The sequence below is a fragment of the Massilia sp. Root133 genome (genome assembly GCF_001426525.1).
GTDB lineage: Bacteria > Pseudomonadota > Gammaproteobacteria > Burkholderiales > Burkholderiaceae_D > Telluria > Telluria orientalis.
Window position 1 is genome coordinate 16087 of record NZ_LMEW01000005.1, and the last position, 22790, is coordinate 38876.

General features: G+C 66.1%; 20 protein-coding genes. 12 read left to right on the plus strand and 8 right to left on the minus strand.

Translation table 11 applies throughout. From position 1 onward, the window contains the following. Nucleotides 1-480: 480 nt before the first annotated feature. From ASD28_RS05640 to ASD28_RS05690, 9 genes are all read left to right on the plus strand, one after another. Nucleotides 481-714: a hypothetical protein gene (locus ASD28_RS05640; protein WP_056125235.1), complete on the plus strand. Its 234-nt coding sequence runs from the start codon at nt 481-483 to the stop codon at nt 712-714. Between the two features lie 334 nt (nt 715-1048). After that, entirely contained in the window at nt 1049-1651 is a 603-nt protein-coding gene (locus ASD28_RS05650) for a YkgJ family cysteine cluster protein (RefSeq protein ID WP_056125238.1), read from the plus strand. Nucleotides 1652-2009: 358 nt separating this feature from the next. Then, nucleotides 2010-2699, plus strand: coding sequence for a hypothetical protein (locus ASD28_RS05660; RefSeq protein WP_056125241.1), 690 nt, complete (start codon nt 2010-2012; stop codon nt 2697-2699). A 126-nt stretch (nt 2700-2825) separates the two neighbouring features. After that, on the plus strand, nt 2826-3230 hold the full coding sequence (locus ASD28_RS05665) for a hypothetical protein (protein ID WP_056125244.1): 405 nt from the start codon (nt 2826-2828) through the stop codon (nt 3228-3230). 102 nt (nt 3231-3332) lie between these two features. Then, entirely contained in the window at nt 3333-4157 is an 825-nt protein-coding gene (locus tag ASD28_RS05670; protein WP_056125246.1) for a hypothetical protein, read from the plus strand. A 24-nt stretch (nt 4158-4181) separates the two neighbouring features. Continuing rightward, nucleotides 4182-4547, plus strand: a complete 366-nt coding sequence (locus ASD28_RS31660; protein ID WP_156403899.1) for a hypothetical protein — start codon at nt 4182-4184, stop codon at nt 4545-4547. A gap of 48 nt (nt 4548-4595) precedes the next feature. Beyond that, nucleotides 4596-6041: an FAD-dependent oxidoreductase gene (locus ASD28_RS05680; protein ID WP_056125250.1), complete on the plus strand. Its 1446-nt coding sequence runs from the start codon at nt 4596-4598 to the stop codon at nt 6039-6041. A 206-nt stretch (nt 6042-6247) separates the two neighbouring features. Continuing rightward, a complete protein-coding gene (locus tag ASD28_RS05685; RefSeq protein WP_056125252.1) occupies nt 6248-7066 on the plus strand; it encodes a formate/nitrite transporter family protein in 819 nt (272 codons plus the stop codon). 33 nt (nt 7067-7099) lie between these two features. Continuing rightward, complete coding sequence (locus ASD28_RS05690) at nt 7100-8833, plus strand: bifunctional protein-serine/threonine kinase/phosphatase (RefSeq protein ID WP_056125254.1); 1734 nt, start codon at nt 7100-7102, stop codon at nt 8831-8833. Here ASD28_RS05690 and ASD28_RS05695 read toward each other — a convergent pair. Continuing rightward, nucleotides 8830-9447 (minus strand): M17 family peptidase N-terminal domain-containing protein, encoded by a 618-nt coding sequence (locus ASD28_RS05695; RefSeq protein ID WP_056125255.1) that lies wholly within the window; start codon nt 9445-9447, stop codon nt 8830-8832. The genes ASD28_RS05690 and ASD28_RS05695 overlap by 4 nt on opposite strands. Before the next feature lie 100 nt (nt 9448-9547). Here ASD28_RS05695 and ASD28_RS05700 point away from each other — a divergent pair, with 100 nt between their 5' ends. The 3 genes from ASD28_RS05700 (at nt 9548) to ASD28_RS05710 (ending at nt 12793) form a co-directional block, all read left to right on the plus strand. Continuing rightward, nucleotides 9548-10477 (plus strand): bile acid:sodium symporter family protein, encoded by a 930-nt coding sequence (locus tag ASD28_RS05700; protein WP_056125257.1) that lies wholly within the window; start codon nt 9548-9550, stop codon nt 10475-10477. A 78-nt stretch (nt 10478-10555) separates the two neighbouring features. Further along, entirely contained in the window at nt 10556-11803 is a 1248-nt protein-coding gene (locus tag ASD28_RS05705; protein WP_229412211.1) for a b-glycosidase, read from the plus strand. Between the two features lie 207 nt (nt 11804-12010). Then, nucleotides 12011-12793, plus strand: a complete 783-nt coding sequence (locus ASD28_RS05710) for an SDR family NAD(P)-dependent oxidoreductase (protein WP_056125258.1) — start codon at nt 12011-12013, stop codon at nt 12791-12793. A gap of 95 nt (nt 12794-12888) precedes the next feature. On the opposite strand, the gene ASD28_RS05715 is transcribed toward ASD28_RS05710, so the two are convergent. The 7 genes from ASD28_RS05715 to ASD28_RS05745 all read right to left on the minus strand — a co-directional run bounded on the left by ASD28_RS05715 (nt 12889) and on the right by ASD28_RS05745 (nt 22788). After that, complete coding sequence (locus ASD28_RS05715; protein WP_056125260.1) at nt 12889-13887, minus strand: aldo/keto reductase; 999 nt, start codon at nt 13885-13887, stop codon at nt 12889-12891. Next, entirely contained in the window at nt 13884-15047 is a 1164-nt protein-coding gene (gene galK / locus ASD28_RS05720; RefSeq protein ID WP_056125263.1) for a galactokinase, read from the minus strand. The genes ASD28_RS05715 and galK overlap by 4 nt, the downstream gene beginning before the upstream one ends. Nucleotide 15048: 1 nt before the next feature. Continuing rightward, nucleotides 15049-16107, minus strand: a complete 1059-nt coding sequence (locus tag ASD28_RS05725; protein WP_056125612.1) for a UDP-glucose--hexose-1-phosphate uridylyltransferase — start codon at nt 16105-16107, stop codon at nt 15049-15051. 238 nt (nt 16108-16345) lie between these two features. After that, entirely contained in the window at nt 16346-17356 is a 1011-nt protein-coding gene (locus ASD28_RS05730) for a transporter (RefSeq protein ID WP_082577484.1), read from the minus strand. 188 nt (nt 17357-17544) lie between these two features. After that, the gene (locus tag ASD28_RS05735) at nt 17545-19395 is read right to left on the minus strand and encodes a glycoside hydrolase family 28 protein (RefSeq protein WP_056125265.1); all 1851 of its coding nucleotides are present in this window, start codon (nt 19393-19395) and stop codon (nt 17545-17547) included. 10 nt (nt 19396-19405) lie between these two features. Next, on the minus strand, nt 19406-22006 hold the full coding sequence (locus tag ASD28_RS05740; RefSeq protein WP_056125267.1) for a pectinesterase family protein: 2601 nt from the start codon (nt 22004-22006) through the stop codon (nt 19406-19408). Then, nucleotides 22003-22788, minus strand: coding sequence for a rhamnogalacturonan acetylesterase (locus tag ASD28_RS05745; RefSeq protein WP_056125614.1), 786 nt, complete (start codon nt 22786-22788; stop codon nt 22003-22005). The genes ASD28_RS05740 and ASD28_RS05745 overlap by 4 nt, the downstream gene beginning before the upstream one ends. Nucleotides 22789-22790 lie beyond the last annotated feature (2 nt).

Consider the following 22790-nt stretch of genomic DNA (forward strand, 5'->3'; position numbering starts at 1 on the left):
ATGGTTGGTGGCCTAGTTCATATGAAGACACGGCATAGAAGGCCTCATGGGCTTTCAAGCGCTGGGGCAAATTTCGCCTTCGCAGCTTTTGTAGGCTTCATCGTGACGGCTGGCCCAGCGTGGCTTATCGAAGTACTGCGCTGAGAAAGGAAAGACCATGAACAAAAAATCGGAAAATCCTGGCACAAAAGCGAGGCCCGAACAGGACTCCCGCGGAGCGGGCGATTATTTTTGCTGCCGTACTGGGCGGTCTTACTTTGGACGAACTGAATGCGTTGCTGCCGCCGACGACTCGCGATGCGAAACACATATTTCGAAGCGTCTGTGAGGGGCATCGGAACGCAACCTTCCGAAGGTAAGAATGGGTTCGGCAGAATGCTGCACTATCCGCCGCCGATGAGCGGCCTCGAGTAGAGCGGAATACAACCCGGCGCCTGTCGGCGCCCCGAACCCGGCCGGTAGCCGAAGCAGAAAGAGCGTATGGACCTGACGAAACTGCTCGACGAGATCCATGGCAACAAGAACGAGTCCGATATGGGGAATGCGAATATCGGTTCGCTTGGAACTAATGTCACCTACGACAAGGCGCAAGGGAATCGCGGCAAGCAGATGAATCCGACTTGGCATCCAGAGCGGCGCAGGCCTGGCGCACCGGACGACGAGGAATCGGATGACGGCGGCGAAGTCTATGGCCCTGTTGGCGGCGCAGACTAAGCCACGAAAAAGAATGGATATAGCGCTCAAGTACCTGGCGGCGGCAATCATTTTCGCTACGTTGGCTCTGGCCGTTCTGTTCCGCTATGAGTTCGTCCATAGCGGCACCATGCGCAATGATCGGTGGACCGGACGATCAGAGGTCCAATGCTCCGGTGACGGATGGATGACGGATCACGAGTGTGAAGTATTACGAAACAGGCAGCGGTACGTGCCCATCCAGTAACCCTGAGAGAACGGAAAAGGTCCAGCAGCACCCGAAGCCCGCCACGAGCGGGCTGAGGCATTGAGAGGGTCGGCACGGTGTCGGCCCTGCAACCATGAAAACACAGCGATGAGCGTTAAAGGCGAATTCCCTCGTACGTGGGAAAACATGCAGCGGATGCAGCGCAAAATCAGTGTCAAGTTGGAACGCGAACAGCACGATCTTCCAAAGAAGGTCCGAAAGCTGGTTGGACGTGTCGGCACTCTCAAAGCGCTTGACGCCATTTACGAGTATGTAGACCGATACTTCGGTGCGGCAAACGGGTTGGTCGCGTGCAAGCAGGGATGTGCAAACTGTTGTCATGGAAGGGTTTGGATCTCCCAACTGGAAGCCGATTTCATCGCCGGCAGGACGGGCCGTGTCGCGCCAAAGATTGCCACTGTCGAAGACCAGAAGACCTTTCCCATTCGTGACGCCAGCCTCCCATGCACGTTCTTGGGCAAAGATCAGTCCTGCACGATTTATAGTAGTCGACCTTTCGTCTGCCGCACGCATCTCAATTTTGAACCGACAAATGAACTGTGCCAATTCGAAAATGCGGACCGATCGATTCCTTTCGTTGATCGAGACAAGACAATACCTGGCGTGATGAAAGCACTGACTGACGTTATCGTTGCGCACGACGGGGGCGGCGCCGACATCCGTCGATACTTCGGACCGAATCACCGGTAAAGGGAAAGTATGCGATCCCGCCACCCTCCTATGTCGCCGGTCTCGTACCTGGTCGCGTTCGTAATCATGTTGGGATGGGAGGGGCCGCTATGTGCGTACGTAGGCATTCTCCACCAGTCCATGGTTGAAGTCTTGGCCGGCGCAGCGATCACTCTATTTATCTGGGGATTATTTGGTTGGTGGGCACTCGTTGACGTCGCAAAAATTTCAGCGAAGAAGATTTCGCGTTAAGCCCAAGGAAAATAGCTTTGGCGGCATGTGCCGCGCAGGCATGAGATGTATAGGCATTATGTGTAGTCGCAAGACCTTGCGCGTCACAGTGGTCCGTTGCAGAGTACGAACTTGAACAGGAGTTGCCTTGGAAGTAACAGATTTGGATGATGATGGGTGGGGCCAGCTAATGAAAGAGATTGAGCTGGACGGACGCAAGTTGGAGAAGCTAGGGCAGAATCTCGACACCGGGTTTGTATGGTTATCTCTGCTTCAGGACATACTGCCGATTCTGCGCAGGTTCATTGACCACCTGAAAAGCATAGACGATGTGGTTCACCATCTACCGAATAAGGACGACGTCCGGCACCGTTTTCTGATCGGAACGTTATTTGGCGGCGTCGTGTCTGCCTATGAAGGCATGGTGCACGATTTTGTCGATTTATTGATGAATTGTGACAACTACCGCAGCATCGAGCGGATTAAAAATATAGAGGCCAATGATTTGAACCGGCTGCGGATCAAGCAAGGCTTGGGGTGGGACGAGCTGGCCCTGGCCCTGGGCAAGGCAACCTTGAATCATCCCAATATTGTTGCCCGGATCTTGAATTCCTTGTTCGAGTTCAGCGTGCCGGAGGCGGATGAGGATGTACTGAAACACCTTATCAACATGCGCAACGATTTCACGCATAACAATGGTTTCAATAACGCAGGCGAAGCGTATGAGGTTTCTTGGGAACAGCTGAGTAACTTCATCGTTGGGATGGATGAGTTGGTTGCAATGTATGTGCAAAACGTGCAAGCCCACGCGCACTGTTTTCTTGAAAAAGCATCGTGACTACACTAAGGGACCGCGCCGGGGCAGGACAGCTTTTTTCGGTGGTTTGTCTGCACAGAAACATCAGCGAGTGGCCGGCCGCACTCGTCGCAGGCAATGAACTTGTTGCATTCTTGAAGGAATAAGGTGTATATCACGGTCCCACCAAAGATCGCTGGCTGGTCGGAACAACCCCGGACTGAAGGTTATCTGCAGAACCGCTTGGCAATCCTCAAGCACGCGCTCGAAAACGCGAACAAGGTGCCGGACGAGGGAACGATTGCTGAGGCGGTGCAGTTCATCAGTGACGTTTCAGACGTTTTGTTATCGCCGTCGCAGTTCTCTCGTATCTTTGATCTGTACCCTTATGCCGAAGCCAAGATAGCGGACTACGGATGGGGTGACACCGAGGTCAGAGAAGCGGTGCTCGATGTGGTCGCGAATGCCTTCTTAGGCACCCGGTGGCCAATTGGCATTGATGACTGCGACGTCGAAGTATTCGCTCAACGGCGGCGTTTCGCCGCCGGAATAGCCGCCAGCGTACCGGCTTGATCCAGCGGAAAACACCGACATGGCTACGTACCCTTCGCGTCTTCGGGCCATCCTCCGGCATTGCCAGGGAAACCTCGGGCGCAACATTGAAATGAACGTCTCATGAGGCGCCTACTGCAGATTGGGTTCGAGCAGGTGGGCAGCTGGCGCCTGCATGAACAGGAGCTCGCCCTTGAGCTGACCAGGATGAACGGGCATCGCAATGTTCTCTATGCGTTCGTGGACAATGCCGGTGTTCTGTATGTTGGAAAGACCACCGGGACGCTCGAAAACCGCATGGGCGGCTACCTACGTCCTCACGCATCCCAGCGCACCAACGTGCGTAATAACCTGGCGCTGAGGCAGCTCTTGCGACATGACCGCGCTATCGACATCTATGCCTGGGCTGACCCGGGCATGCACCGAATCGGCGACTTCCACTTGAACTACGCGGCCGGGCTGGAAGACAGCATCATCCGCGTCCTTGCACCGCCCTGGAACGGCGCACGCTCTGCACCGCCAACCGTCGTCTCTATCGAGCAACCCATACGGGCCGAGCCTGAGCTTAATGAATTGCCGGCGCCGGCATCGAGCGAGGGCGAATCGGTATCGACCTTTGAAGTTCAGGCATTGGAGGACGCGGGCGTGATTCGAGCGGCGCCGACGTTCGACGTTACCTTGGGAAAGACCTATTACCACCAAGGTTTTTTCAACGTTCCCATCAAGTTTTCTGGTCTGTTTCCGGAGCACGGCACGCAAATCTCAATTTACTGCGGTGATTCGCGCACGCTCATTCGCGCCACTGTTGATCGAAGAGCGAACCAGTCGAACCAGACGCCGCGCATCTATGGCAGAGCATCACTCGCCAATTGGTTCCGACTATACAAGCAGCTGGACGAAACGGCGAAAATTCGCGTAGTGAGCACGAACGAGATCGAACTCGCATAGAGAACGGAAAACGCTAGGAAAACAATGGAAAATGAATCGAATTCGAGACGGCGCCCCCTGCATCGATTCCCCCGTCTTCATCACATCGTTCTCATCGCTTTACTCGTCGGCCTTGGCACTTGGTACGCGTCCAGATCCCTAGATGAAGTTCATCAAGAAGCAGCACAGCGTCAAGCAAACAATGAACTGGACAATGAACTGGAACGTGGTCGCGTCGCCGAAATCGAGGCGATCAAGGACAGGCTGCAGAGAGCCGACCCCAAGCACGAGCAGACCTGTGCAAACGCCGCGAGCTTTCGCTATCCCGAAGAGAACAATGAAAGCGAGTTGGCCCACATGCGCCGGATCGAACACTGTGTGGATCAGATAGCAAAGCAGGCAGCGCATTGAAGAGGAAAAGAGCGCATTAACGCTCTCCGTCGAAATACACGTGAACCAATGCAAGCAAGCGACCACGACATCATCATCGTCGGCGCCGGCCCCACGGGCCTGATGCTGGCCGCCGAACTGGCCCTCGCCGGCGTGGACGCCGCCATCGTCGAACGCAAGCCGGCGCAGGCCCGCGTGGGCGGCCGCGCCGGCGGGCTGCACGCGCGCACGCTCGAACTCCTCGACCAGCGCGGCATCGTCGACCGCTTCCTCGCCGCGGGCAAGACGCACCCGCGCGTCAGTTTTCACGCGGCCCTCGACATCAGCGATTTCCCGACCCGCCACAACTACCTGCTCGCGCTGGCGCAGGAACAGACCGAACGGCTGCTCGCCGCGTGGGCCGACGAATTGAACGTGCGGATCTACCGCGACCGGGACGTGGACGGTATCGCATGCGACGACGACGGCGTCGACGTCACGACGACGCAGGGCACGCGCATGCGCGCGCGCTGGCTGGTCGGCTGCGACGGCGGCCGCAGCCGCATCCGCAAGCTGGCCGGCATCGGCTTCCCCGGCTGGGACGCGTCGACGAGCTGGATCATCGCCGAAGTGAAAATGCGCGAAAAGCCGGTGCTGGGCTTCCACGAGGACGCGACCGGCCGCCACGCGATGTCCATGCTGGCGGATGGCGAGACGGTCGGCGTCGTGCTGGCGGGTCGCGATCCGCGGGCGGCCGGCGAGCCCACGCTCGACGAACTCGCCGCGGGCCTGAACGCCATCTACGGGACCGATTTCGGCGTCCATTCCCCCACGTGGCTGTCCCGCTTCAGCGACGCCGTGCGCCAGGCGGACAGCTATCGCAGGGGGTGCATCCTGCTGGCGGGCGACGCCGCGCACATCCATCCGCCGCTGGGCGGGCAGGGCCTCAATCTCGGCGTGCAGGATGCCGTCAACCTCGGGTGGAAGCTGGCGCAGGTCGTGCAAGGTATCTCGCCGGCGGCGCTGCTCGATACCTACCAGGCCGAGCGCCATCCCGCCGCCGCGCGCGTGCTGCGCAACACGATCGCGCAGGGCGTGCTGCGGCGCCCGGACGACCGCACGTCCGTGCTGGGCGAATTCGTCGCGGAGATGCTCGCGATGGACGAACCCCGCAAGCGTTTCGGCGCGATGATCGCCGGCCTGGACATCCGCTACGACCTGGGCGAGGGCCACCCGCTGCTCGGGCGGCGCATGCCCGACCTGGACATCGTCACGGCGGCGGGGCCGACCCGCGTCCACGCGCTGCTGCATGACGCGCGGCCGGTGCTGCTCGATCTCGGGCTGGGCGCCACGATCGACGGCGGCCGTGTGAAACGGGTCGAGGCGACATTCGACGGGGTGTGCGACCTGCCTGTCGTCGGCGCCGTGACGCTGCCGGCCGCGGTGCTGATCCGGCCCGATGGCCATGTGGCGTGGGCCGGCGATGGTGGCGCGGACGGCCTGCGCGCTGCGTGCGCGGCCTGGTTCGGCGCCTGACCGGTGCACGCCCTTGCGCGTGCTCTCCAACAATGGTGCGCCACTGCACCAGCAGGCAGCGCGGGCACGTTCGCGGTGCGCAGGTCCGTGAGAATCGCCCCGGTCTGATGCGGGCCCGCTTCTTGCATAACTCCCCATGACGGCGCAATCGACGCCGGATCACCGATCAACATTGCCGCGTCAGCGCGGTTCCTAGGGAGTATTTCATGGCGTACCTGGTGCCTTCAGAATTCGTGACCAAGATGGTCGACGCGGGCGAATCCAAGATCTATATGTCCACGCGCGATGCGCTGATCCGCGCCTACATGGCCGGCGCTATCCTTGCCCTGTCGGCGGTGTTCGCCGTCAGCTGCTCGGTGGCGACCGGCGTGCCGCTGATCGGCGCGCTGCTGTTCCCGGTGGGCTTCTGCATGCTGTACCTGCTCGGCTTCGACCTGCTGACCGGCGTGTTCGTGCTGACGCCGCTGGCGCTGATCGACCGGCGGCCCGGCGTCACGCTGCCGCGCGTGATCAAGCACTGGGGCATCGTCTTCGCCGGTAACTTCCTCGGCGCGTTCACCGTGGCCTTCCTGATGGCGTACATCTTCACGTTCGGCTTCCACACGGACGGCGGCGTGCTGGCCAAGACCATCGGCACCATCGGCGAAAAGCGCACGCTGGGCTATGCGGAATACGGCTTCGCCGGCATGGTCACCCTGTTCATCCGCGGCATGCTGTGCAACTGGATGGTGTCGACGGGCGTCGTGGGCGCCATGATCTCGACGACGGTCGGCGGCAAGGTCATCGCCATGTGGATGCCCGTGATGCTGTTCTTCGCGATGGCGTTCGAGCACTCGGTCGTGAACATGTTCCTGTTCCCGTTCGGGATCCTGACCGGCGCGCACTTCACCTTCCTCGACTACCTGGTCTGGAACGAGATCCCGACCGTGCTGGGCAACCTCGTCGGCGGCCTCGCGTTCACCGGGCTGACGCTGTACTCGACGCACGTGAAGACGGCGCCGAAGCGCTCGTTCACCAAAGTCTGACGACGCGCGCGCCGGCGTCGCGCTTTGCAGCCCATGATGCAGCCTTTGACGCTGTCCGTCGGCCAGCACACGGACCGCGGCCGCAAGGCCGTCAACCAGGATTGCCACGGCGTGGTGATCCCGCGCGCGCCGCTCGCCGCGACAAAGGGCGCCGCGCTCGCGCTGGCGGACGGCATCAGCAGCAGCGCCGTGAGCCACGTCGCCAGCGCCACCGCCGTCGCAGCCTTCCTCGACGATTACTACGCGACGGCGGACGCCTGGTCGGTCCGGACGTCGGCCGAGAAGGTGCTCGCTGCCGTCAATGCGTGGCTGTATGCCCAGACGCGGCAGGGCCAGGACCGCGCCGACCAGGACTGCGGCCACGTCTGCACGTTCTCGGCGCTGGTCATCAAGTCGAACACCGCCCACCTGTTCCACGTGGGCGACGCGCGCATCTACCGCGTCCACGCGGGCGCACAGGGCGCCAGCCTCGAACAGCTCACGACCGACCACCGCGTGTGGGTATCGCCCGAGCGCAGCTACCTGAGCCGCGCGCTGGGCGTGCAGGACCGTATCGAGATCGACTACCGCGCCGTGGCGCTGGAAGCCGGCGACCTGTTCATGCTGGCCACGGATGGCGTGTACGAGCACGTGTCGGGCGCCGACGTGCACGCCGCGCTGAAGGACGCGCCGGACCTGGACGCGGCCGCGTGCCGCCTCGTGCAGCGCGCGCTCGCCAACGGCAGCGCGGACAACCTGACCGTGCAGCTGGTCCGCATCGAATCGCTGCAGGCGCGCGAGGCGTCCGAACTGCTGCGCCAGATGGCGGGCCTGCCGCTGCCGCCGCTGCTGGCCCCGCGCGCGGAGCTCGACGGCTACCGCATCGTGCGCGAGGTGCACGGCAGCAGCCGCAGCCACGTCTACCTGGCCGAGGATCCGGACAGCGGCGCTCAAGTCATCCTGAAAACGCCTTCCATCGACCTGGCCGGCGACCGCGCCTACATGGAGCGGTTCGTGATGGAGGAATGGATCATGGGGCGCGTGCGCAGTCCGCACGTCGTCAAGCCGGCGCCGGCGCGGCGCCGCGGCCATGTCTATGTGGCGGCCGAATACATCGAGGGCGTCACGCTGGCGCAGTGGTTGCGCAGCCAGCCGCGTCCCGGGCTGGACGCCGTGCGCCGCATCGTCGACCAGGTGGCGAAAGGGCTGCGCGCGTTCCACCGGCTCGAGATGCTGCACCAGGACGTCCGCCCGGAGAACGTCATGATCGATGCGGCCGGCAACGCGCGCATCATCGATTTCGGCTCGGTGAGCGTGGCCGGCGTCGTCGAGATGGCCTCCCATGACGAGGACTGGACGCTGCAGGGCGCCGCGCTGTACGCCGCACCGGAGTACTTCCTCGGCGAACGCGGCACGGTGCGGTCGGACGTGTTCGCGCTGGGCGTCCTCACATACTTCATGCTGACGGGGGAACTGCCGTACGGCGTCGGGATCCCGCGCGCGGCCGGGCGCGCGGCGCAGCGCCGGCTCGCGTACACGCCCGCGCGCGCACACGATCCGTCGATCCCCGCCTGGGTGGACGCGGCGCTGCACAAGGCGCTGCAGATCGATCCGCGCCGGCGCTACGAGGACGTCGCCGAATTCGTGTACGACCTGCACCATCCGAACAGCGCGTTTGCGCAGCGCACGCGGACGCCGCTGATCGAGCGGAGTCCGCTGCTGTTCTGGAAGGCGGTGTCGTTCGGGCTGGGGGCGGCGCTGGTGGCGGACCTGGCGTTGCGGCGCTAGGTGCGGGCCAGCCGCGCGAACGCCTGCGCGAACGCGCGTCCCGCGGCCTGCGCCCGCGGCGCGCCGACGTCGAACGTGCAATGACGCAGCGACGGCGGCGCCGCCAGGCCGGCGTCCGCCAGCATGTGCTCCGCGCGCAGCGCGCCCAGCATCCCGTCCAGCATCACGTTCTGCATGTCGAGCGGCGCATTGTCCGTGTGGCCCGCATCGAGCACGCTGGGCGCGAACGCCATCGACACGGCGCCGTGGCGGACCGCCTCGCGCAGCGCCACGCGGCAGGCGCGGCGCAGCATCTCGCCGTCCAGCAGCGCCGGATCGCCCATGCCGATCACGAGCACGGCGCGCGGCACCACGGCGGGCGGAGGCGACGTGATGAGCAGGGTCTCGAGCGGCTGCGCGCGGAATGCGCCAGCGGACCGCAGGCGCGCCAGCTGGCCGCCGAGCGCCTGGTCCAGCGCCAGCAGCCCGCCGGCCATGCCGCCGTTCATTTCGTGCTCGAACATGCAGGCCACGCTGACATCGACGTCGGCGTGGGACGGGCCCCACGCGACGACGTCGAACTGGACGCCGTCGGCGGTGCCGATGGGCAGGCGGATGGGAGTGGTATCTGTCATGATGGGAGCATCGTACCGCCGATCGCGCCGGCATGCACCGGCCGAAGGTCAGGGGTGCGGACATATAATGTCGGTCTCATCAGACCAGGAGCCCATCCGCGTGAACGCCATTGAAAAAGCCAGCGCCTTCGTCGGCAAGACCTTCTCGTTGTGGGTGCTCCTGTTCGCGGCCCTCGGCTTCTTCGCGCCGCACCTGTTCGTGGGCTATAAAGCCGGGATCGCGCCGCTGCTGGGCATCGTCATGTTCGGCATGGGGCTCACGTTGTCCACGGAAGACTTCCGCGACGTGTTCCGCCGGCCGAAGGACGTGGCCATCGGCGTCGTCGGGCATTACCTCATCATGCCCGGCATCGCGTACGTGCTCGCCGTCGCGCTGCGCCTGCCGCCGGAGATCGCGGTCGGCGTGATCCTCGTCGGCTGCTGCCCGAGCGGCACCGCGTCCAACGTGATGACGTTCCTGTCGCGCGGCGACGTCGCGCTCGGCGTGTCGATCGGCGCGGTGTCCACGCTGATCGCGCCGTTCGCCACGCCGGCGCTCGTGTCTCTGCTGGCGGGCGCCTGGATGCAGATTAATACGGCGTCGCTGTTCATGGACATCGTGCAGGTGGTGATCGTGCCGATCGCGCTGGGCATCGTCGCGAAGACGCTGTTCCGCCGCCAGGCGCAAGCCAGCGTGAAGGCGCTGCCGCTCGTGTCCACGGTGGCGATCGTGCTGATCATCGCCATCATCGTCGCGCTGAACCAGAGCAAGCTGCTGACGAACGGCCTGCTGATGTTCGCCGCCGTCATCCTGCACAACCTGCTGGGCTTCGCGCTCGGCTATCTGTTCGCGCGGCTGTTCGGCATGGACCTGGCCAAACGCAAGGCCGTGATGTTCGAGACGGGCATGCAGAATTCCGGCCTCGGCGCGGCGCTGGCTGCGGCCCATTTCAGCCCGCTGGCGGCCGTGCCGAGCGCGTTGTTCAGCGTGTGGCACAACCTGTCGGGGTCCGCGCTGGCGACGTGGTTTGCCCGCAAGGACGACAAGTAGTCCTGCGGCAAGCGTGCACGGCCGGTTTGCGAGTCCGGGCTATACTCGGCTCCGCCCGAGTATCGAAAGGAGAGCCGCGTGGCACAGCGTCCCGGAATCTTTCCCACTTTTTTCCTGTCCGGTTTCGAATGCTCCACCTTCCTGTGGGGGAAGGAGCGCGTGCGCCGCAACCTGGTGGCGGAAACGGGTCATGACCGCCATGCCGGCGAAGACTATGCGCGGCTGGCCGGCCTCGGTATCGCCGTCGCCCGCGAGGGCATCCCGTGGCCGATGGTGGACAAGGGCGGCCGCTACGATTTTTCCGGCCTCGATCCGTACATCGCCGCGCTGAACGCGGCCAAGGTGATTCCGGTCTGGGACCTGTGCCACTACGGCTACCCGGACGATCTCGATCCGTACGCCGAAGCGTTCGTCGACCGCTTCGCCGCGTACTGCCGCGCCGCGGCCGAGTATGTGGTGCCGAAGGTGCGCGGCCCGCACTTTTTCACGCCCATCAACGAGATCACGTTTTTCTCGTTCTGCGCCGGCGAATGGGGCTGGGCGGCGCCGTACCGCTGCACGCGCGACGACCGGATGCGGCTGCGGCTGGCGCTGTGCCGCGCCGCGATCGCGGGCGTGAAGGCGATCCGCGAAGTCGATCCGGACGCGCGCATGGTGCACGTGGATCCGCTGGTGCGCGTCGTGGCGCCGCGCGACCGACCCGACCAGGCCGAGGCGGCACGCCGTGAAACGGAAGTCGATACCTTCCTCGCGTGGGACATCCTGTATGGCCGCGAGCATCCCGAATTCGGCGGTGCGCCCGAGGTGCTGGACATCGTCGGCGCGAACTCGTATTCGTTCGGGCAGATGGAGTACCGCGAGCACGGCCCGCACGCGCCGCTGGCCCCGGACGACGACCGCATCGCGCCGCTGTGCGACATGCTGGAGACGGTCTGGCAACGCTATCGCCGGCCGATGATCATCGGCGAGACGAGCGGCCTCGGTCGCGGCCGCGCGAGCTGGCTGCACGACGTGATGTGCGAATCGCTGGCCGCGGTGCGCCGCGGGATCGACCTGCAGGGGATCTGCCTGTTCCCCGGCATCGACATGCCGGACTGGCATACCGGCGAGTGGGTGCACAACGGGATCCACGATCTCGTCCCGCAAGACGGCGACCTGGAACGGGTGCCCGACCAGGCGTATGTCGACGAGTTGCGGCGCTGGCAGAAGGAGCTGAACCGCGTCACCGCGCTGGACGAAGACCCGTTCAGCGACCCGGTGGAACTGCAGGACGTGGTCGACGCGGCGCTGCGCCTCGACATGAAGCCCGATAAGAACTGGTGCTGAGGTACTGGTGCTGAGAAACTGGTGCTGATGCGTCGGCCGCGACACCTGTCGGCCGCGATACGGATGGTGCTGCGACACCTGTCGCACGCGCCGCCTGCCGTTCTCCGTTTTCCCCCTGATAGCCCGTCCGTGCCGGCACTGGCACGCTAGTTGCGTTCAGCCCGGCGGCAACATCGTTCGGGACCAACCAACAATGAGGAGACGGATATGTCGAATTTACTGCCGCTGGCCGGCCGCTCGGCCATCGTGACGGGCGGTGCGCGCGGTATCGGCAAGGGCATCGTGCTGGAACTCGCGCGCGCCGGGGCCGACGTGCTGATTGCCGACCTGCTGGAGGACGCCATGCAGGCGACGGCCGACGAAGTCAGGGCGCTGGGCCGGCGCGCGCTCACCCGGCGCGTGGACGTCACCGACGCCACGCAGGTGCAGGCAATGGTCGACGAGGCCGTCGCGGCGTTCGGCGCGCTGGGCATCCTCGTCAACTGCGCAGGGGTCATCAGCATCCGCCCGGTGGCGGACCTGTCGGAGAAGGACTGGGACGTCGTCATGGACGTCAACGCCAAGGGTACGTTCCTGGGATGCCGGGCCGCGCTGGCGCCGATGCGGGGGCAGGGGTGGGGCCGCATCATCAACGTCGCCTCGATCGCGGGCAAGGAAGGCTTTCCCAATCTCGCGCACTACAGCGCGTCGAAGTTCGCAGTGGTGGGGTTCACGAACGCGCTGGCCAAGGAAGTGGCGCAGGAGGGCATCACGGTGAACGCCATCTGTCCGGGCGTGGTGCGCACCTATATGTGGGATCGTCTCGCCGACGAATGGAAGCAGGAGGGAGAGTCGGTCGAGGATTCCTGGGCGCGCCACCAGCTCACGCTCATCCCGCAGGGCCGCGCCCAGACACCCGAGGACATGGGCCGGATGGCGCTCTTTCTCGCCACGATGGACAATGTGACCGGCCAGTCGGTCAACGTGGATGGCGGCTTCACCTTCCACTAGCCGCCGCGCACCGCTTTCAGGAAGCCGGGACGGTACGGCGGTGCCGTCCTGTCGTTACCCCCGGCGCGCCGTCCTGCGGCGGCGCGCCGTTTTTTTTATTGCGATGCCAGGATCGCTTCGACCGCCGCGATCTCGTCGCCCGCGAGCGGCGCCATCTCCACCGCGCGCACGGCATCCAGCACCTGCTGCGGCCTGCTCGCGCCGATCAGCACGGACGCAATCGAGGGCTGGCGCCTTACCCAGCCCAGCGCGAGCTGCGCGAGCGTGCGCCCGCCCGCCTGCGCGACCTGGTTCAGCGCCTCGATCATGCGCAGGCGCTCCGGCGTGATGTGCTCCGGCTTGAGGAAGCCGACCTTGCCGGCCGCGCGCGAATCGGCCGGCAGCGCGCCGCCGAGATAGCGGTCGGTGAGAAGGCCTTGCGCCAGCGGGGAAAAGGCGATGCCGCCGATGCCTTCGCGCTCCAGCACGGGGAGCAGGTCCGCCTCCGGCTGGCGCACCAGCATGTTGTAGCGCATCTGGTGGATCACGAACGGCGTGCCCAGGCGGCGCAGTTCCGCCGCGGCGGCCGCCGTGCGTTCGCCGTTATAGTTCGAGATGCCAGCGTACAGCGCGCGGCCGCTGCGCACGATGTAATCCAGTGCCGCCATCGTCTCCTCGAGCGGCGTGGCGGGATCGGGACGGTGGTGATAGAAGATGTCGACGTAGTCCAGGCCCATGCGCCTGAGGCTCTGGTCCAGGCTCGCGACGAGGTATTTGCGGCTGCCCCAGTCGCCGTACGGTCCGGGCCACATCGTGTAGCCGGCCTTCGTGCACACGACCATTTCGTCGCGGTACGGCTTCAGGTCCCGCGCGAGCAGGCGGCCGAAGTTTTCCTCGGCCGACCCGGGCGGCGGGCCATAGTTGTTGGCGAGGTCGAAGCACGTGACGCCGTTGTCGAACGCCGCGCGCACGATCCAGCGCTGGCGATCGAAATCGTCATTGCCGCCGAAGTTGTGCCACAACCCCAGCGACACGGCGGACAGCCGCAGGCCGCTGCGGCCGCAATGCGGGTAGGGCATCGAACCATAGCGTCCGGCCGCCGCCTCGTACATCATGGATTGACTTTGCCCGCGCCGGCGGCCGGCTTGCAGACGTAGATCGTGGCCGGCTTGCCGTCCGGCGAGCGGTATTCGCGCTCGACGGCGGCACGGGACGCGTCCACCAGCGCGTGCGGCACGACGGCCACCACGCAGCCGCCGAAACCGCCGCCGGTCATGCGCACGCCGCCCTGGGTGCCGATCACGTTCTTGACGATGTCGACGAGGTTGTCGATGGCCGGGACGGTGATCTCGAAATCGTCGCGCATCGACGCGTGCGATGCGGCCATCAGCTCGCCCAGGCGTTCCAGGTCGCCGGATTCGAGAGCGGCGGCGGCGGCCAGCACGCGGTCGTCTTCCGTCACCACGTGGCGCGCGCGGCGCAGCACGACGGGGTCCAGTTCGCCCGCGCGGGCTGTAAGCAGGGCCAGGTCGAGGTCGCGCAGGGCCGGGATGCCGAAGTGGCGGGCGGCCGCTTCGCACTGCTCGCGGCGCACGTTGTAGGCGCTGTCCACGAGGCCGCGCGTCACGTTCGAATTGAAGATCATGATGGCGGCGTTGTCCGGCACCGGCACCGGCTTCACCTCCAGCGAGCGGCAGTCGATCATCAGCGCGTGGCCTTCGACGCCGCAGGCGGAACTGATCTGGTCCATGTTGCCGCACTTGGTGCCGACGAAGTCGTTTTCCGACGCCTGCGCGATCAGCGCGATGTCGATCGGCGACAGCGCCTCGAAGCCGGGCAGGGTCGCGAACAGGCGGCCCACGGCGACCGACAGCGAGGCCGACGACGACAGGCCCGCACCCTGCGGCACGTCGCCCGCGATGGCCATGTCCATGCCCTGCATGGGCAGGCCGCGCTTGACGAACTGCTCGACGACGCCGCGCACGTAGTTGGCCCACATCGGCTGGTCCACGCGGCCGATGGGGGCGTCGAGATCGTATTCGTCGAGCGCGTCGCCGTAGTCGGCAGCCACGACGCGCACCTTGCGGTCGCTGCGCGGTTTGGCGGCGATGGCGGTGCGGTAGTCGATGGCGCAGGGGAGCACGAGGCCGTCGTTGTAATCGGTGTGCTCGCCGATCAGGTTGACGCGGCCCGGGGCCTGGACGAACAGCGTGGGGGCGGCGCCGAATGCGGTTTCGAAGGCGGCGGCGGTGCGGGAGAGACGGGTATCTTGCATGTCAGGTCGTTTGGTTGGATTCGGTGTCGAGGTAGTGCACTTCGGATTGCGCGCGCAGGCGTTCGGCCGCCTGTTCCGGGGTCAGGTCGCGCTGGGCTTCGGCCAGCATCTCGAAGCCGACCATGAACTTGCGCACCGACGCGGAGCGGAGCAGCGGCGGGTAGAAGTGGGCGTGCAGCTGCCAGCCTTCCGCTTCCGAGTCGGGGATGCCGTACGGTGCGCCGTGCCAGCCCATCGAATACGGGAATGAGGTCTGGAACAGGTTGTCGTAGCGGGTGGTCAGGCGCTTCAGCAGCACGGCCAGGTCGGCGCGCTGGGCCGGCTGCAGCTCTTCCAGGCGGCGCACGGCGAAGCGGGGCAGGACCAGCGTCTCGAACGGCCACGCGGCCCAGTACGGGACGATGGCGACCCAGTGTTCGGTCTGGACGACCACGCGCTCGGCGGCGGCGATCTCGCGCTCGGCCACGTCCAGCAGCAGGCGGCGGCCCTGTTCGGCGTGGTAGGCCTTCTGCTGGCGGTCTTCGGCGGCCGGCAGGTTCGGGACATAGCTCGTCGCCCAGATCTGGCCGTGCGGGTGCGGGTTCGAGCAGCCCATCACGGCGCCCTTGTTCTCGAACACCTGGACCCAGCGGTACTTGGCGCCCAGCTCGGCGGCCTGCGCGCACCACGTGTCGACGACGCCTTCCAGCGCGGGCAGCGACAGTTGCGGCAGCGATTTCGCATGGTCCGGCGAGAAGCAGATCACGCGGCTCGTGCCGCGCGCGCTCATCGTCTGGAACAGCGGGTCGGCGCCCTCGGCGGCTTCCGGGGTGTCCGGCATCAGCGCGGCGAAGTCGTTCTCGAACACATAGGTGCCCGTGTAGTCGGGGTTCTTTTCGCCGTTGACGCGGGTATTGCCCGGGCACAGGTAGCAGGTCGGGTCGTGCGACGGCCTGGCCGAGCGGTCGACGGCTTCCTGCTGCCCCTGCCACGGACGCTTGGCGCGGTGCGGCGACACGAGGACCCAGTCGCCTTGCAGCGGGTTGTAACGGCGGTGCGGATGGTCGGATGGATTGAACATGGTCTTCTTCTGCGATTCGGAAATAGGATGCTCGAAAAGCCGCGGCCGGGCGGCGCGGCGCGCATACCGGTGGAAGCAGAGGCTGGCGCCGGTGTCTGGGGCCATTCTACCGTCGGTCGCGCCGCGCACGTCTGCACAGGCGTGCGGGCTTTTCCTGAGGCAAGAAGCTTAACGTGATGCCGGGAAAGGAGTTATACCCAATGCAAGGGCAAATATCCTGTTTTTATATGGCAAAGGCTCAATGCGGTCGTTGCAATCGAAGCAACAGCCAGGCGATGGCGCCCGTCACGAGGGCGGTGAATCCCAGCACGAGCCAGAAACCGTGCGGATGCTGGGACAGAGGCACGCCGCCCACGTTCATGCCCAGCAGGCCCGCGATCAGGTTGATCGGGAGGGCCATCACCGTCACGATGGTCAGCAGGAACAGGCTGCGGTTATTGTCCTCGTTGACCCGGGCCGCGATCTCTTCCTGCAGCAGTTTGATCCGTTCATGCAGCGCGGCCAGGTCGGACAGCACGACCGTGAATTCCTCGGTCGACTGGCGCAGCTCCTGGCGGTCTTCCGGCGCCACCCAGGACGGAGGACGCTGCAGCAGGCGGAAGAGCGCGGCCGGCTCCGGCGCCAGCAGCCGCTGCAGCCGGACGAGCACCCGCCGCAGCGCGCCCAGGTCTTCGCGCCGGCGCGTGAGGCGGCCGGCCAGCAGCTGGTCCTCGGCGGTGTCGACCCGCGCCACGGCATCGCGCACGATGTTGACGAGGACGTCGGCCTGGTCGCGCAGCAGGTGCACCAGCAGTTCGACCGAGGAGCGCAGCGGCGCGCCGTTCAGCACGTCCTGGCGCAGGCGCTCGATGGATTCCAGCGGCTTGCGCCGGGCGGTGATCACGCCGTGCGGCGTCACGTGGACCCACAGCGTGGAAATCTCGGCCGTGTCGACCGAAAAATTATGCAGGACGTCGTTGACGACGGCGATCAGGGCACCGTCCGCCATTTCGATGCGGGTGGAGCGCGAGCCCTGGTGCAGCGTCTCGTAGAATTCCTCGGGCAGGCCGGCGTGGGCGCGCAGCCAGCGCTCGCTGGCCGCGTTCGACAGGTTGAAGTGCAGCCAGACGAACTGCCCGGGGACGGGGGCGTGCAACCAGGTCTCGGCTTCCTTCGCGTCGACGGACACCGCTTGCGCCGCGTCCTGCAACAGGAAGCCCCAGACCAGCCCCGTCACGTCGGAGCCGTAGTTGAACGCCGGTGTCGCCATCATCCATCCCATGCAAGCCAGAGGTGACGGCATTGTAGAGCAAGCGTATGACACCGTCGTTCCCGCGAAGGCGGGAACCCATGCTGATTCACCGAATTCGGATGCTGTGCGCCAGAAGCACTGTTATAGAAATCTGATGGTCAGTATGGATTCCCGCGTGCGCGGGAATGACGGTTCATCTGCGACGGTCAAGCGGACAAGGTCGTGTCGTACCGCTTCCCGCCGATCATGACGTTCGCGAGCTTCAGCCCCCGCACGTTATACGTGTACCACGGATGCGCCGCGTTGACGGGCGTGCCGAAGTCGCAGTCCGTGATCGTCACGTCGCGCACGGGCAGTACGGCCGGCGCCGGCGACGGCCCGTTGTAGTCGGACGCCACCGGCCCCAGGATGACGAACGCCTGGAAGCACGACGCCCGCGCCCCGTCCTTCGTCTGGACGTTGCCGACCTTGATCTTCGAGATGTGCACGTTGCGCACTTCGGGCGGGCGCACGCGCACGTTGTCCGCGCGCGGCGTGTAGTCGCAATCGAACGTGACGACGGCGCCGGCGGCCGTGGCGACCGTCTTCGATGCGATCGGCGACCCCGGCAGCGACGCATAGAACGACGGCGACGTCTGCACGCCGTTCGGGATGCTCACGTTGCGGACATAAAAATTGCGCAGGAAGCCGCCGCGGTTCATGTTGGTCTTCAGTCGGATCGCGGTGTTCAGCGGGTTCGTCGCCCAGTTCATGTTCTCGAACACGAGGTCCTGCGCGTACACGTTCTGGATGCCGCCCGCCATCTCGCTGCCCAGCGTGACGGCGCCGTGGCCGCTCTGCATCGTGCACTTCTGGATGACGATGTTCTGCGACGGGCCGTATTGCGTGTCGAGGTTCTTGCCCGCCTTGATGGCGATGCAGTCGTCGCCCGTGTTGAACTGGCAGCCTTCCACGAGCACCGTGTCGCACGCTTCCGGATCGAAGCCGTCGCTGTTCGGCCCCAGGCTGTTCGCATGGACCTTGCGGATCGCGAGGTTGCGGCACGCGACCGGGTGGTGCTGCCAGAACGGCGTGTGGATCACCTGGTAGCCTTCCAGCAGCACGTTCGTGCACCCGATCAGCTGGATCATCGGCGGGCGCAGGTAGTGGCCCACGCCGAACACGCGCTTCGCCAGAGGCACGCCCGCTTCGGACAGCGCGGGCAGGTACGCGTCGTCCGCGCGCCACTTGTCGCCTTCGCCCTGGATCAGCCGGCGTTTTTCTTCCGGCAGATTCGGCGCCACGTCGGCCAGCGACTTCGGATTCAGTTCGTTGACCTGGTTCTGCGCCAGCTTGCCGGGCACGTAGTTCGGCGATTTGTCCTGGGCGACGGCGTTGATCGTCGCGTTCTTGCCTTTCCACGTCCACCAGCAGTCGGCGCGGCCCGGGAACGGCACGCCGCCCTGGCCGTCGAGGATGGCCGTCCAGTCGTCGCCGGTGAGGGCGATGTTGTCCTGGTTGTGCGCATAGACCATGGGCGAATAGTTCAGGCAGTCGTTGCTCTGCCAGCGCGAGACGACCAGCTTGCCGTTCGGGCCGCAGTCGACGTCGCCGTACTTCGCGTAGTCGGCCGGATCGTTGCTGAAATAGACGTGCGCGCCGCTCGCGAGGTGCACGTTCACGTTCGACAGCAGCACGATCGGGCCCGCGCAGAACCAGTCGCCCTTCGGGATCACGACGCGGCCGCCGCCCTCGGCGTGGCATTTCTCGATGGCGGCGCGGATCGCGGCGTAGCAGTCCTGCGCACCCGGCACGGGCGTCGGCAGGTCCGCCTGGTCCTCGAACGACACCCACGCCTTCACGGGCACGAGCTTGCACGGCGCGGCGCCGAAGTCGGTGACGAGATACTCCGCCTTGCGGAACTTGACGGGGTTGGCGAGGCGTTGCGCGATGCCGGCGGCAGCCTTCCACGGATCGGGAACGGCCGCCGCCAGCGCCCGTGCGGGCCCCGACAGCGCGAGTCCGGCGACGGTCGCGGTTTTCAAAAAGCCGCGGCGGGCGTCGAATGATTGCTTCATGGTGTCTCCGTCATTCAAGGATGTTGTCATATTCGCCGAGGTAGACGTCGGCGGGGACGGGCCGTTGGCCTGGCGGTGCGAACGGCGTGCCGGCCAGGTTGTCCCAGTAATCGTCCGAGCTGAATTGCGCGGGACGGTGCGCCAGCGTGCCGTTGCGGTTCCATTCCGACCACGGCGTCGTCTTCTCGAAATGCGGGCCGATGTGCGAGCGCAGGATCACGGCCTTGCCGACCGTCTCCAGCGTGCGCCGGCGGATCGTGCCGTTCGGCGCCTGGTACACGTCCACGTCGCCCAGCCGGCACGTATAGCCCTCGACGGGGATGAAGCCGTACGGCGTGCAGCGCTCGTTATGGAACCATTGGCGGGCAAAGTAGAACTGCGTACGGGCCGGGCCCGGCGCATCGCTCGTGAAGCGGCAGCCGTCGAACACGAAGCCATACCTGGCGCGGCGGTTCGTGTCCGGCGCGGCCACGTAGGACGCCGAGCGGCCGCCGATGGCGTGGATGGCGCAGTCCTTGAAGACCGCGGTGGTGTCGCCGAAGATGAAGTCGACGTCGCCTTCGATGTGCGTGTCGTGGAAGAAGCTGCGCACCGTGGCCGTGCCGTCCTGCGAACCGAGGAACAGCGTGTCCTGCAGGCCGAGCAGGCGCACGCGCTCGAACTGCGCCTTGTCCGCGCCGTCGACGCGCAGCGCCACGGCCTGGTGGTGCACGCGGCTGCCGCCCGTCGTGTCGGGGCAGTTGTCGCCTTTGCACTCCGGATGCGTGACCGCACCGTCGCGGTTGTACGCGTTCTCGATCGTCAGGTTGCGGGCCTGGAAGCCATCCGCGCGCACCCACACGGTCGCGGAGCCGGTCGTCTGCAGGGCGGGCAAATCCTTCAGCGCGTCGTACATCGCGCGCACGCCCGGGGCGGCGTGCTCGAATTCGGCGGCATGGCGGTCGCGGTAGGCGGCGCCCGTCGTCGAGGCGTCCAGTGCGGCGCTGATGCGCACGGCCTGCGGGTCGGCGCCGGCGCCGTCCAGCGTGATCGGCGGCGCGCCCGGCGGCACGTAGACGAGTTCCTGGTACGTGCCCGGCGCGATGCGGATGACGATGCGGCGCGTGCCGCCGGCCGCCACGGCGCGGCTGACGGCGGCTTGCACTGTCGCGAAACGGGTCGTGCCGTCCGCCGGCGCGCGGGCATCGACCGTGTAGTCGGCACGCAGTGGCGCGGCGGCCGCGAGCGGGTCGGCCAGCGGATCCCACGGCTCGATGCGTTCGTTGCCGACCGGGCCCACGTACTTCAGCACCTCGCGGTAGTCGTAGGCGCGGGCCTGCCCGGGCGTCAGCTGCGGGCGCACGGAACGGACTGGCGGTTCGGGAAACGGCAGGAACCGCCCGGCGCAATCGGCCGGGGCGCCGAACGCGCCCTGCACGCGCGCATGTTCCCGTTTGATGTCCGACCCGGCGGCGATCGCCACGTCCTTCAGGTCCAGCACGAGCGGATGCGCGTCGTCATACCCTTGCAGCAGGATGCGTCCCGGCGTCGTGCTGCGCACCCGTTCCATGCGGATGTCGGCGTAGTCGGGGATGAGCGCACCCGGCTGCGCCGGTTGCTCGTAATGCGTCGTGATCTCGATGGGAGACCGGATGCCGCGCAGGCAGACGTCGCGATAGACGATGCCGTCGAGTCTCCCGCCGCGCATGTCGTTGCTCTTGATACGCAGGCCGGACGTGGTCCCGTCCATCGTCAGGTCGTCGACGAGGACCCGATGCACGCCGCCGTTCGTCTCGCTGCCGATGGACATGCCGTGGCCGCTGTAGAAGCGGTTGTGCAGGATCGAGACATTCTCCGTCGGCCCGTTGGCGCCGGCCTTGATGGCCACGTTGTCGTCGCCGGTGCGGATGATGCTGTGCGCGATCGTGACGTTGCGCGACGAGATCGGGTCGATGCCGTCCGTGTTGCGCGCATCGTGCGGCGTGTCGATGGTGACACCCCACGCGGTGAAGCCGTCCACCTCGTTCAGCGTGACGTGGAAGTTCGGGGAATTTTTCAGCGTGATGCGGTACAGGGTGACGTCGCGCGCCTTGTCGGCCTGGATCAGGCGCGGCACGTTTTGCCGGGTCTTTTCCTTTTGCGCGCGGCGGGCGATCTGCCACCACGTCTCGTCCTTGCCGGCGATGCGCTGTCCGCCCTGGCCGTCGATGGTGCCGCCGCCCATGATGCCGGCGCCGCGCACGCCGTCGAGCGTGATGAATGGGCGGCAGCCGCGCCCCGACGCATCGTTCGTGCCACACGTGCCGGCGCCGCGGTCGAACAGGCGCGGGTCCGTGCTGGCGTACAGCGTGGCGCCTTTGTCGACGAGCAGCGTGACGCCGTCGCGCAGTCGCAGTGGTCCGGCCACGAAGCTGCGCCTGTCGTTACTGGCCGCGAGCACCACGGCGTGGCCGGGCGCGCAGTTGTCGATGGCCGCCTGGATGCGCGCGGCATCGTCGCGGCCCGTCTCCGCGGTCTCGCCGGCCAGCACCGCGCAGGCTGGCGGTACGACCGGCTCGCGCGCGTCGCGTGTGTCCTGCGCGTGCGCCTGCGCGCCGGCGAGCGCGCAGGCGAGCAGGGCGAAGCGCCTCAACGCTTGCCCCCGTCCTTGAAGTAGGCAGCCGTCTCCGGCCGCGCCGCCACCAGTTCGCGCTCGACCATCCGCGCGAAGAAATCCGCGCCCTTGGCGCCGAGGTGCGTGCGGTCGAACGCCGTCTTCGCGGCGCCGGCCGGTTCGACCTTGTTCGGATCCGCGGGCATCCCGTAGCCCGGCGGACGCGGAACGACCGCCAGCGTATCCGCGTCATCCTGGCCCATGGCCTGGACGGCGGCGACGCTGTCCCGGTTCAGGTCCAGCAGCACGGCGTGTTCCTGCGCGGCCGCGCGCCGAGTCGCCTCGGCCCACGGCGCCAGGTCATTGGCGAGATACGCGCCCTTGAACGTGCGCCGGGCAAGCGGCGTGACGAGCACCGGCACGCCGCCCAGGTCCCGCGTCTCCCGCGCATAGCGCGCCATGTTGACCGGGAACTGGGTGACGAGGTCGGTCGAGCGCCCCGGCTTGCCCGGCTGGTCGTTGTGGCCGAACTGCACGAGCACGTAGGTGGCCTTGAACGACGCGCCGTCCTTCAGCATGCGCTGGACGTCGTCCCAGCGGCCCTCGGCGCGGAAGCTGCCGGTACTGCGGCCGCCCCGTGCGAGGTTCACGCACGTGACGTCCGCCGTGAAGCGGGCGCAGAAGGCGTCGCCGTAGCCGCTCTTCGTGGCCATCGTGGAGTCGCCGACGAGGATCACGCGGATGGTCGCGTCGGCGGCGCGGGCCTGGCCGGCCGCAAGCAGCGCGGCCAGGACGAACGATTTCAACAGCATCGTACGCATGT

What these genes read in the sequence shown, in the direction of transcription:
- ASD28_RS05640 (WP_056125235.1), top strand. Translation starts at nt 481, where the DNA reads ATGGACCTGACGAAACTGCTCGACGAGATCCATGGCAACAAGAACGAG.
- ASD28_RS05650 (WP_056125238.1), top strand. Translation starts at nt 1,049, where the DNA reads ATGAGCGTTAAAGGCGAATTCCCTCGTACGTGGGAAAACATGCAGCGG.
- ASD28_RS05670 (WP_056125246.1), top strand. Translation starts at nt 3,333, where the DNA reads ATGAGGCGCCTACTGCAGATTGGGTTCGAGCAGGTGGGCAGCTGGCGC.
- ASD28_RS31660 (WP_156403899.1), top strand. Translation starts at nt 4,182, where the DNA reads ATGGAAAATGAATCGAATTCGAGACGGCGCCCCCTGCATCGATTCCCC.
- ASD28_RS05680 (WP_056125250.1), top strand. Translation starts at nt 4,596, where the DNA reads ATGCAAGCAAGCGACCACGACATCATCATCGTCGGCGCCGGCCCCACG.
- ASD28_RS05685 (WP_056125252.1), top strand. Translation starts at nt 6,248, where the DNA reads ATGGCGTACCTGGTGCCTTCAGAATTCGTGACCAAGATGGTCGACGCG.
- ASD28_RS05690 (WP_056125254.1), top strand. Translation starts at nt 7,100, where the DNA reads ATGATGCAGCCTTTGACGCTGTCCGTCGGCCAGCACACGGACCGCGGC.
- ASD28_RS05695 (WP_056125255.1), bottom strand. Translation starts at nt 9,447, where the DNA reads ATGACAGATACCACTCCCATCCGCCTGCCCATCGGCACCGCCGACGGC.
- ASD28_RS05710 (WP_056125258.1), top strand. Translation starts at nt 12,011, where the DNA reads ATGTCGAATTTACTGCCGCTGGCCGGCCGCTCGGCCATCGTGACGGGC.
- ASD28_RS05715 (WP_056125260.1), bottom strand. Translation starts at nt 13,887, where the DNA reads ATGATGTACGAGGCGGCGGCCGGACGCTATGGTTCGATGCCCTACCCG.
- galK (WP_056125263.1), bottom strand. Translation starts at nt 15,047, where the DNA reads ATGCAAGATACCCGTCTCTCCCGCACCGCCGCCGCCTTCGAAACCGCA.
- ASD28_RS05725 (WP_056125612.1), bottom strand. Translation starts at nt 16,107, where the DNA reads ATGTTCAATCCATCCGACCATCCGCACCGCCGTTACAACCCGCTGCAA.
- ASD28_RS05730 (WP_082577484.1), bottom strand. Translation starts at nt 17,356, where the DNA reads ATGGCGACACCGGCGTTCAACTACGGCTCCGACGTGACGGGGCTGGTC.
- ASD28_RS05735 (WP_056125265.1), bottom strand. Translation starts at nt 19,395, where the DNA reads ATGAAGCAATCATTCGACGCCCGCCGCGGCTTTTTGAAAACCGCGACC.
- ASD28_RS05745 (WP_056125614.1), bottom strand. Translation starts at nt 22,788, where the DNA reads ATGCGTACGATGCTGTTGAAATCGTTCGTCCTGGCCGCGCTGCTTGCG.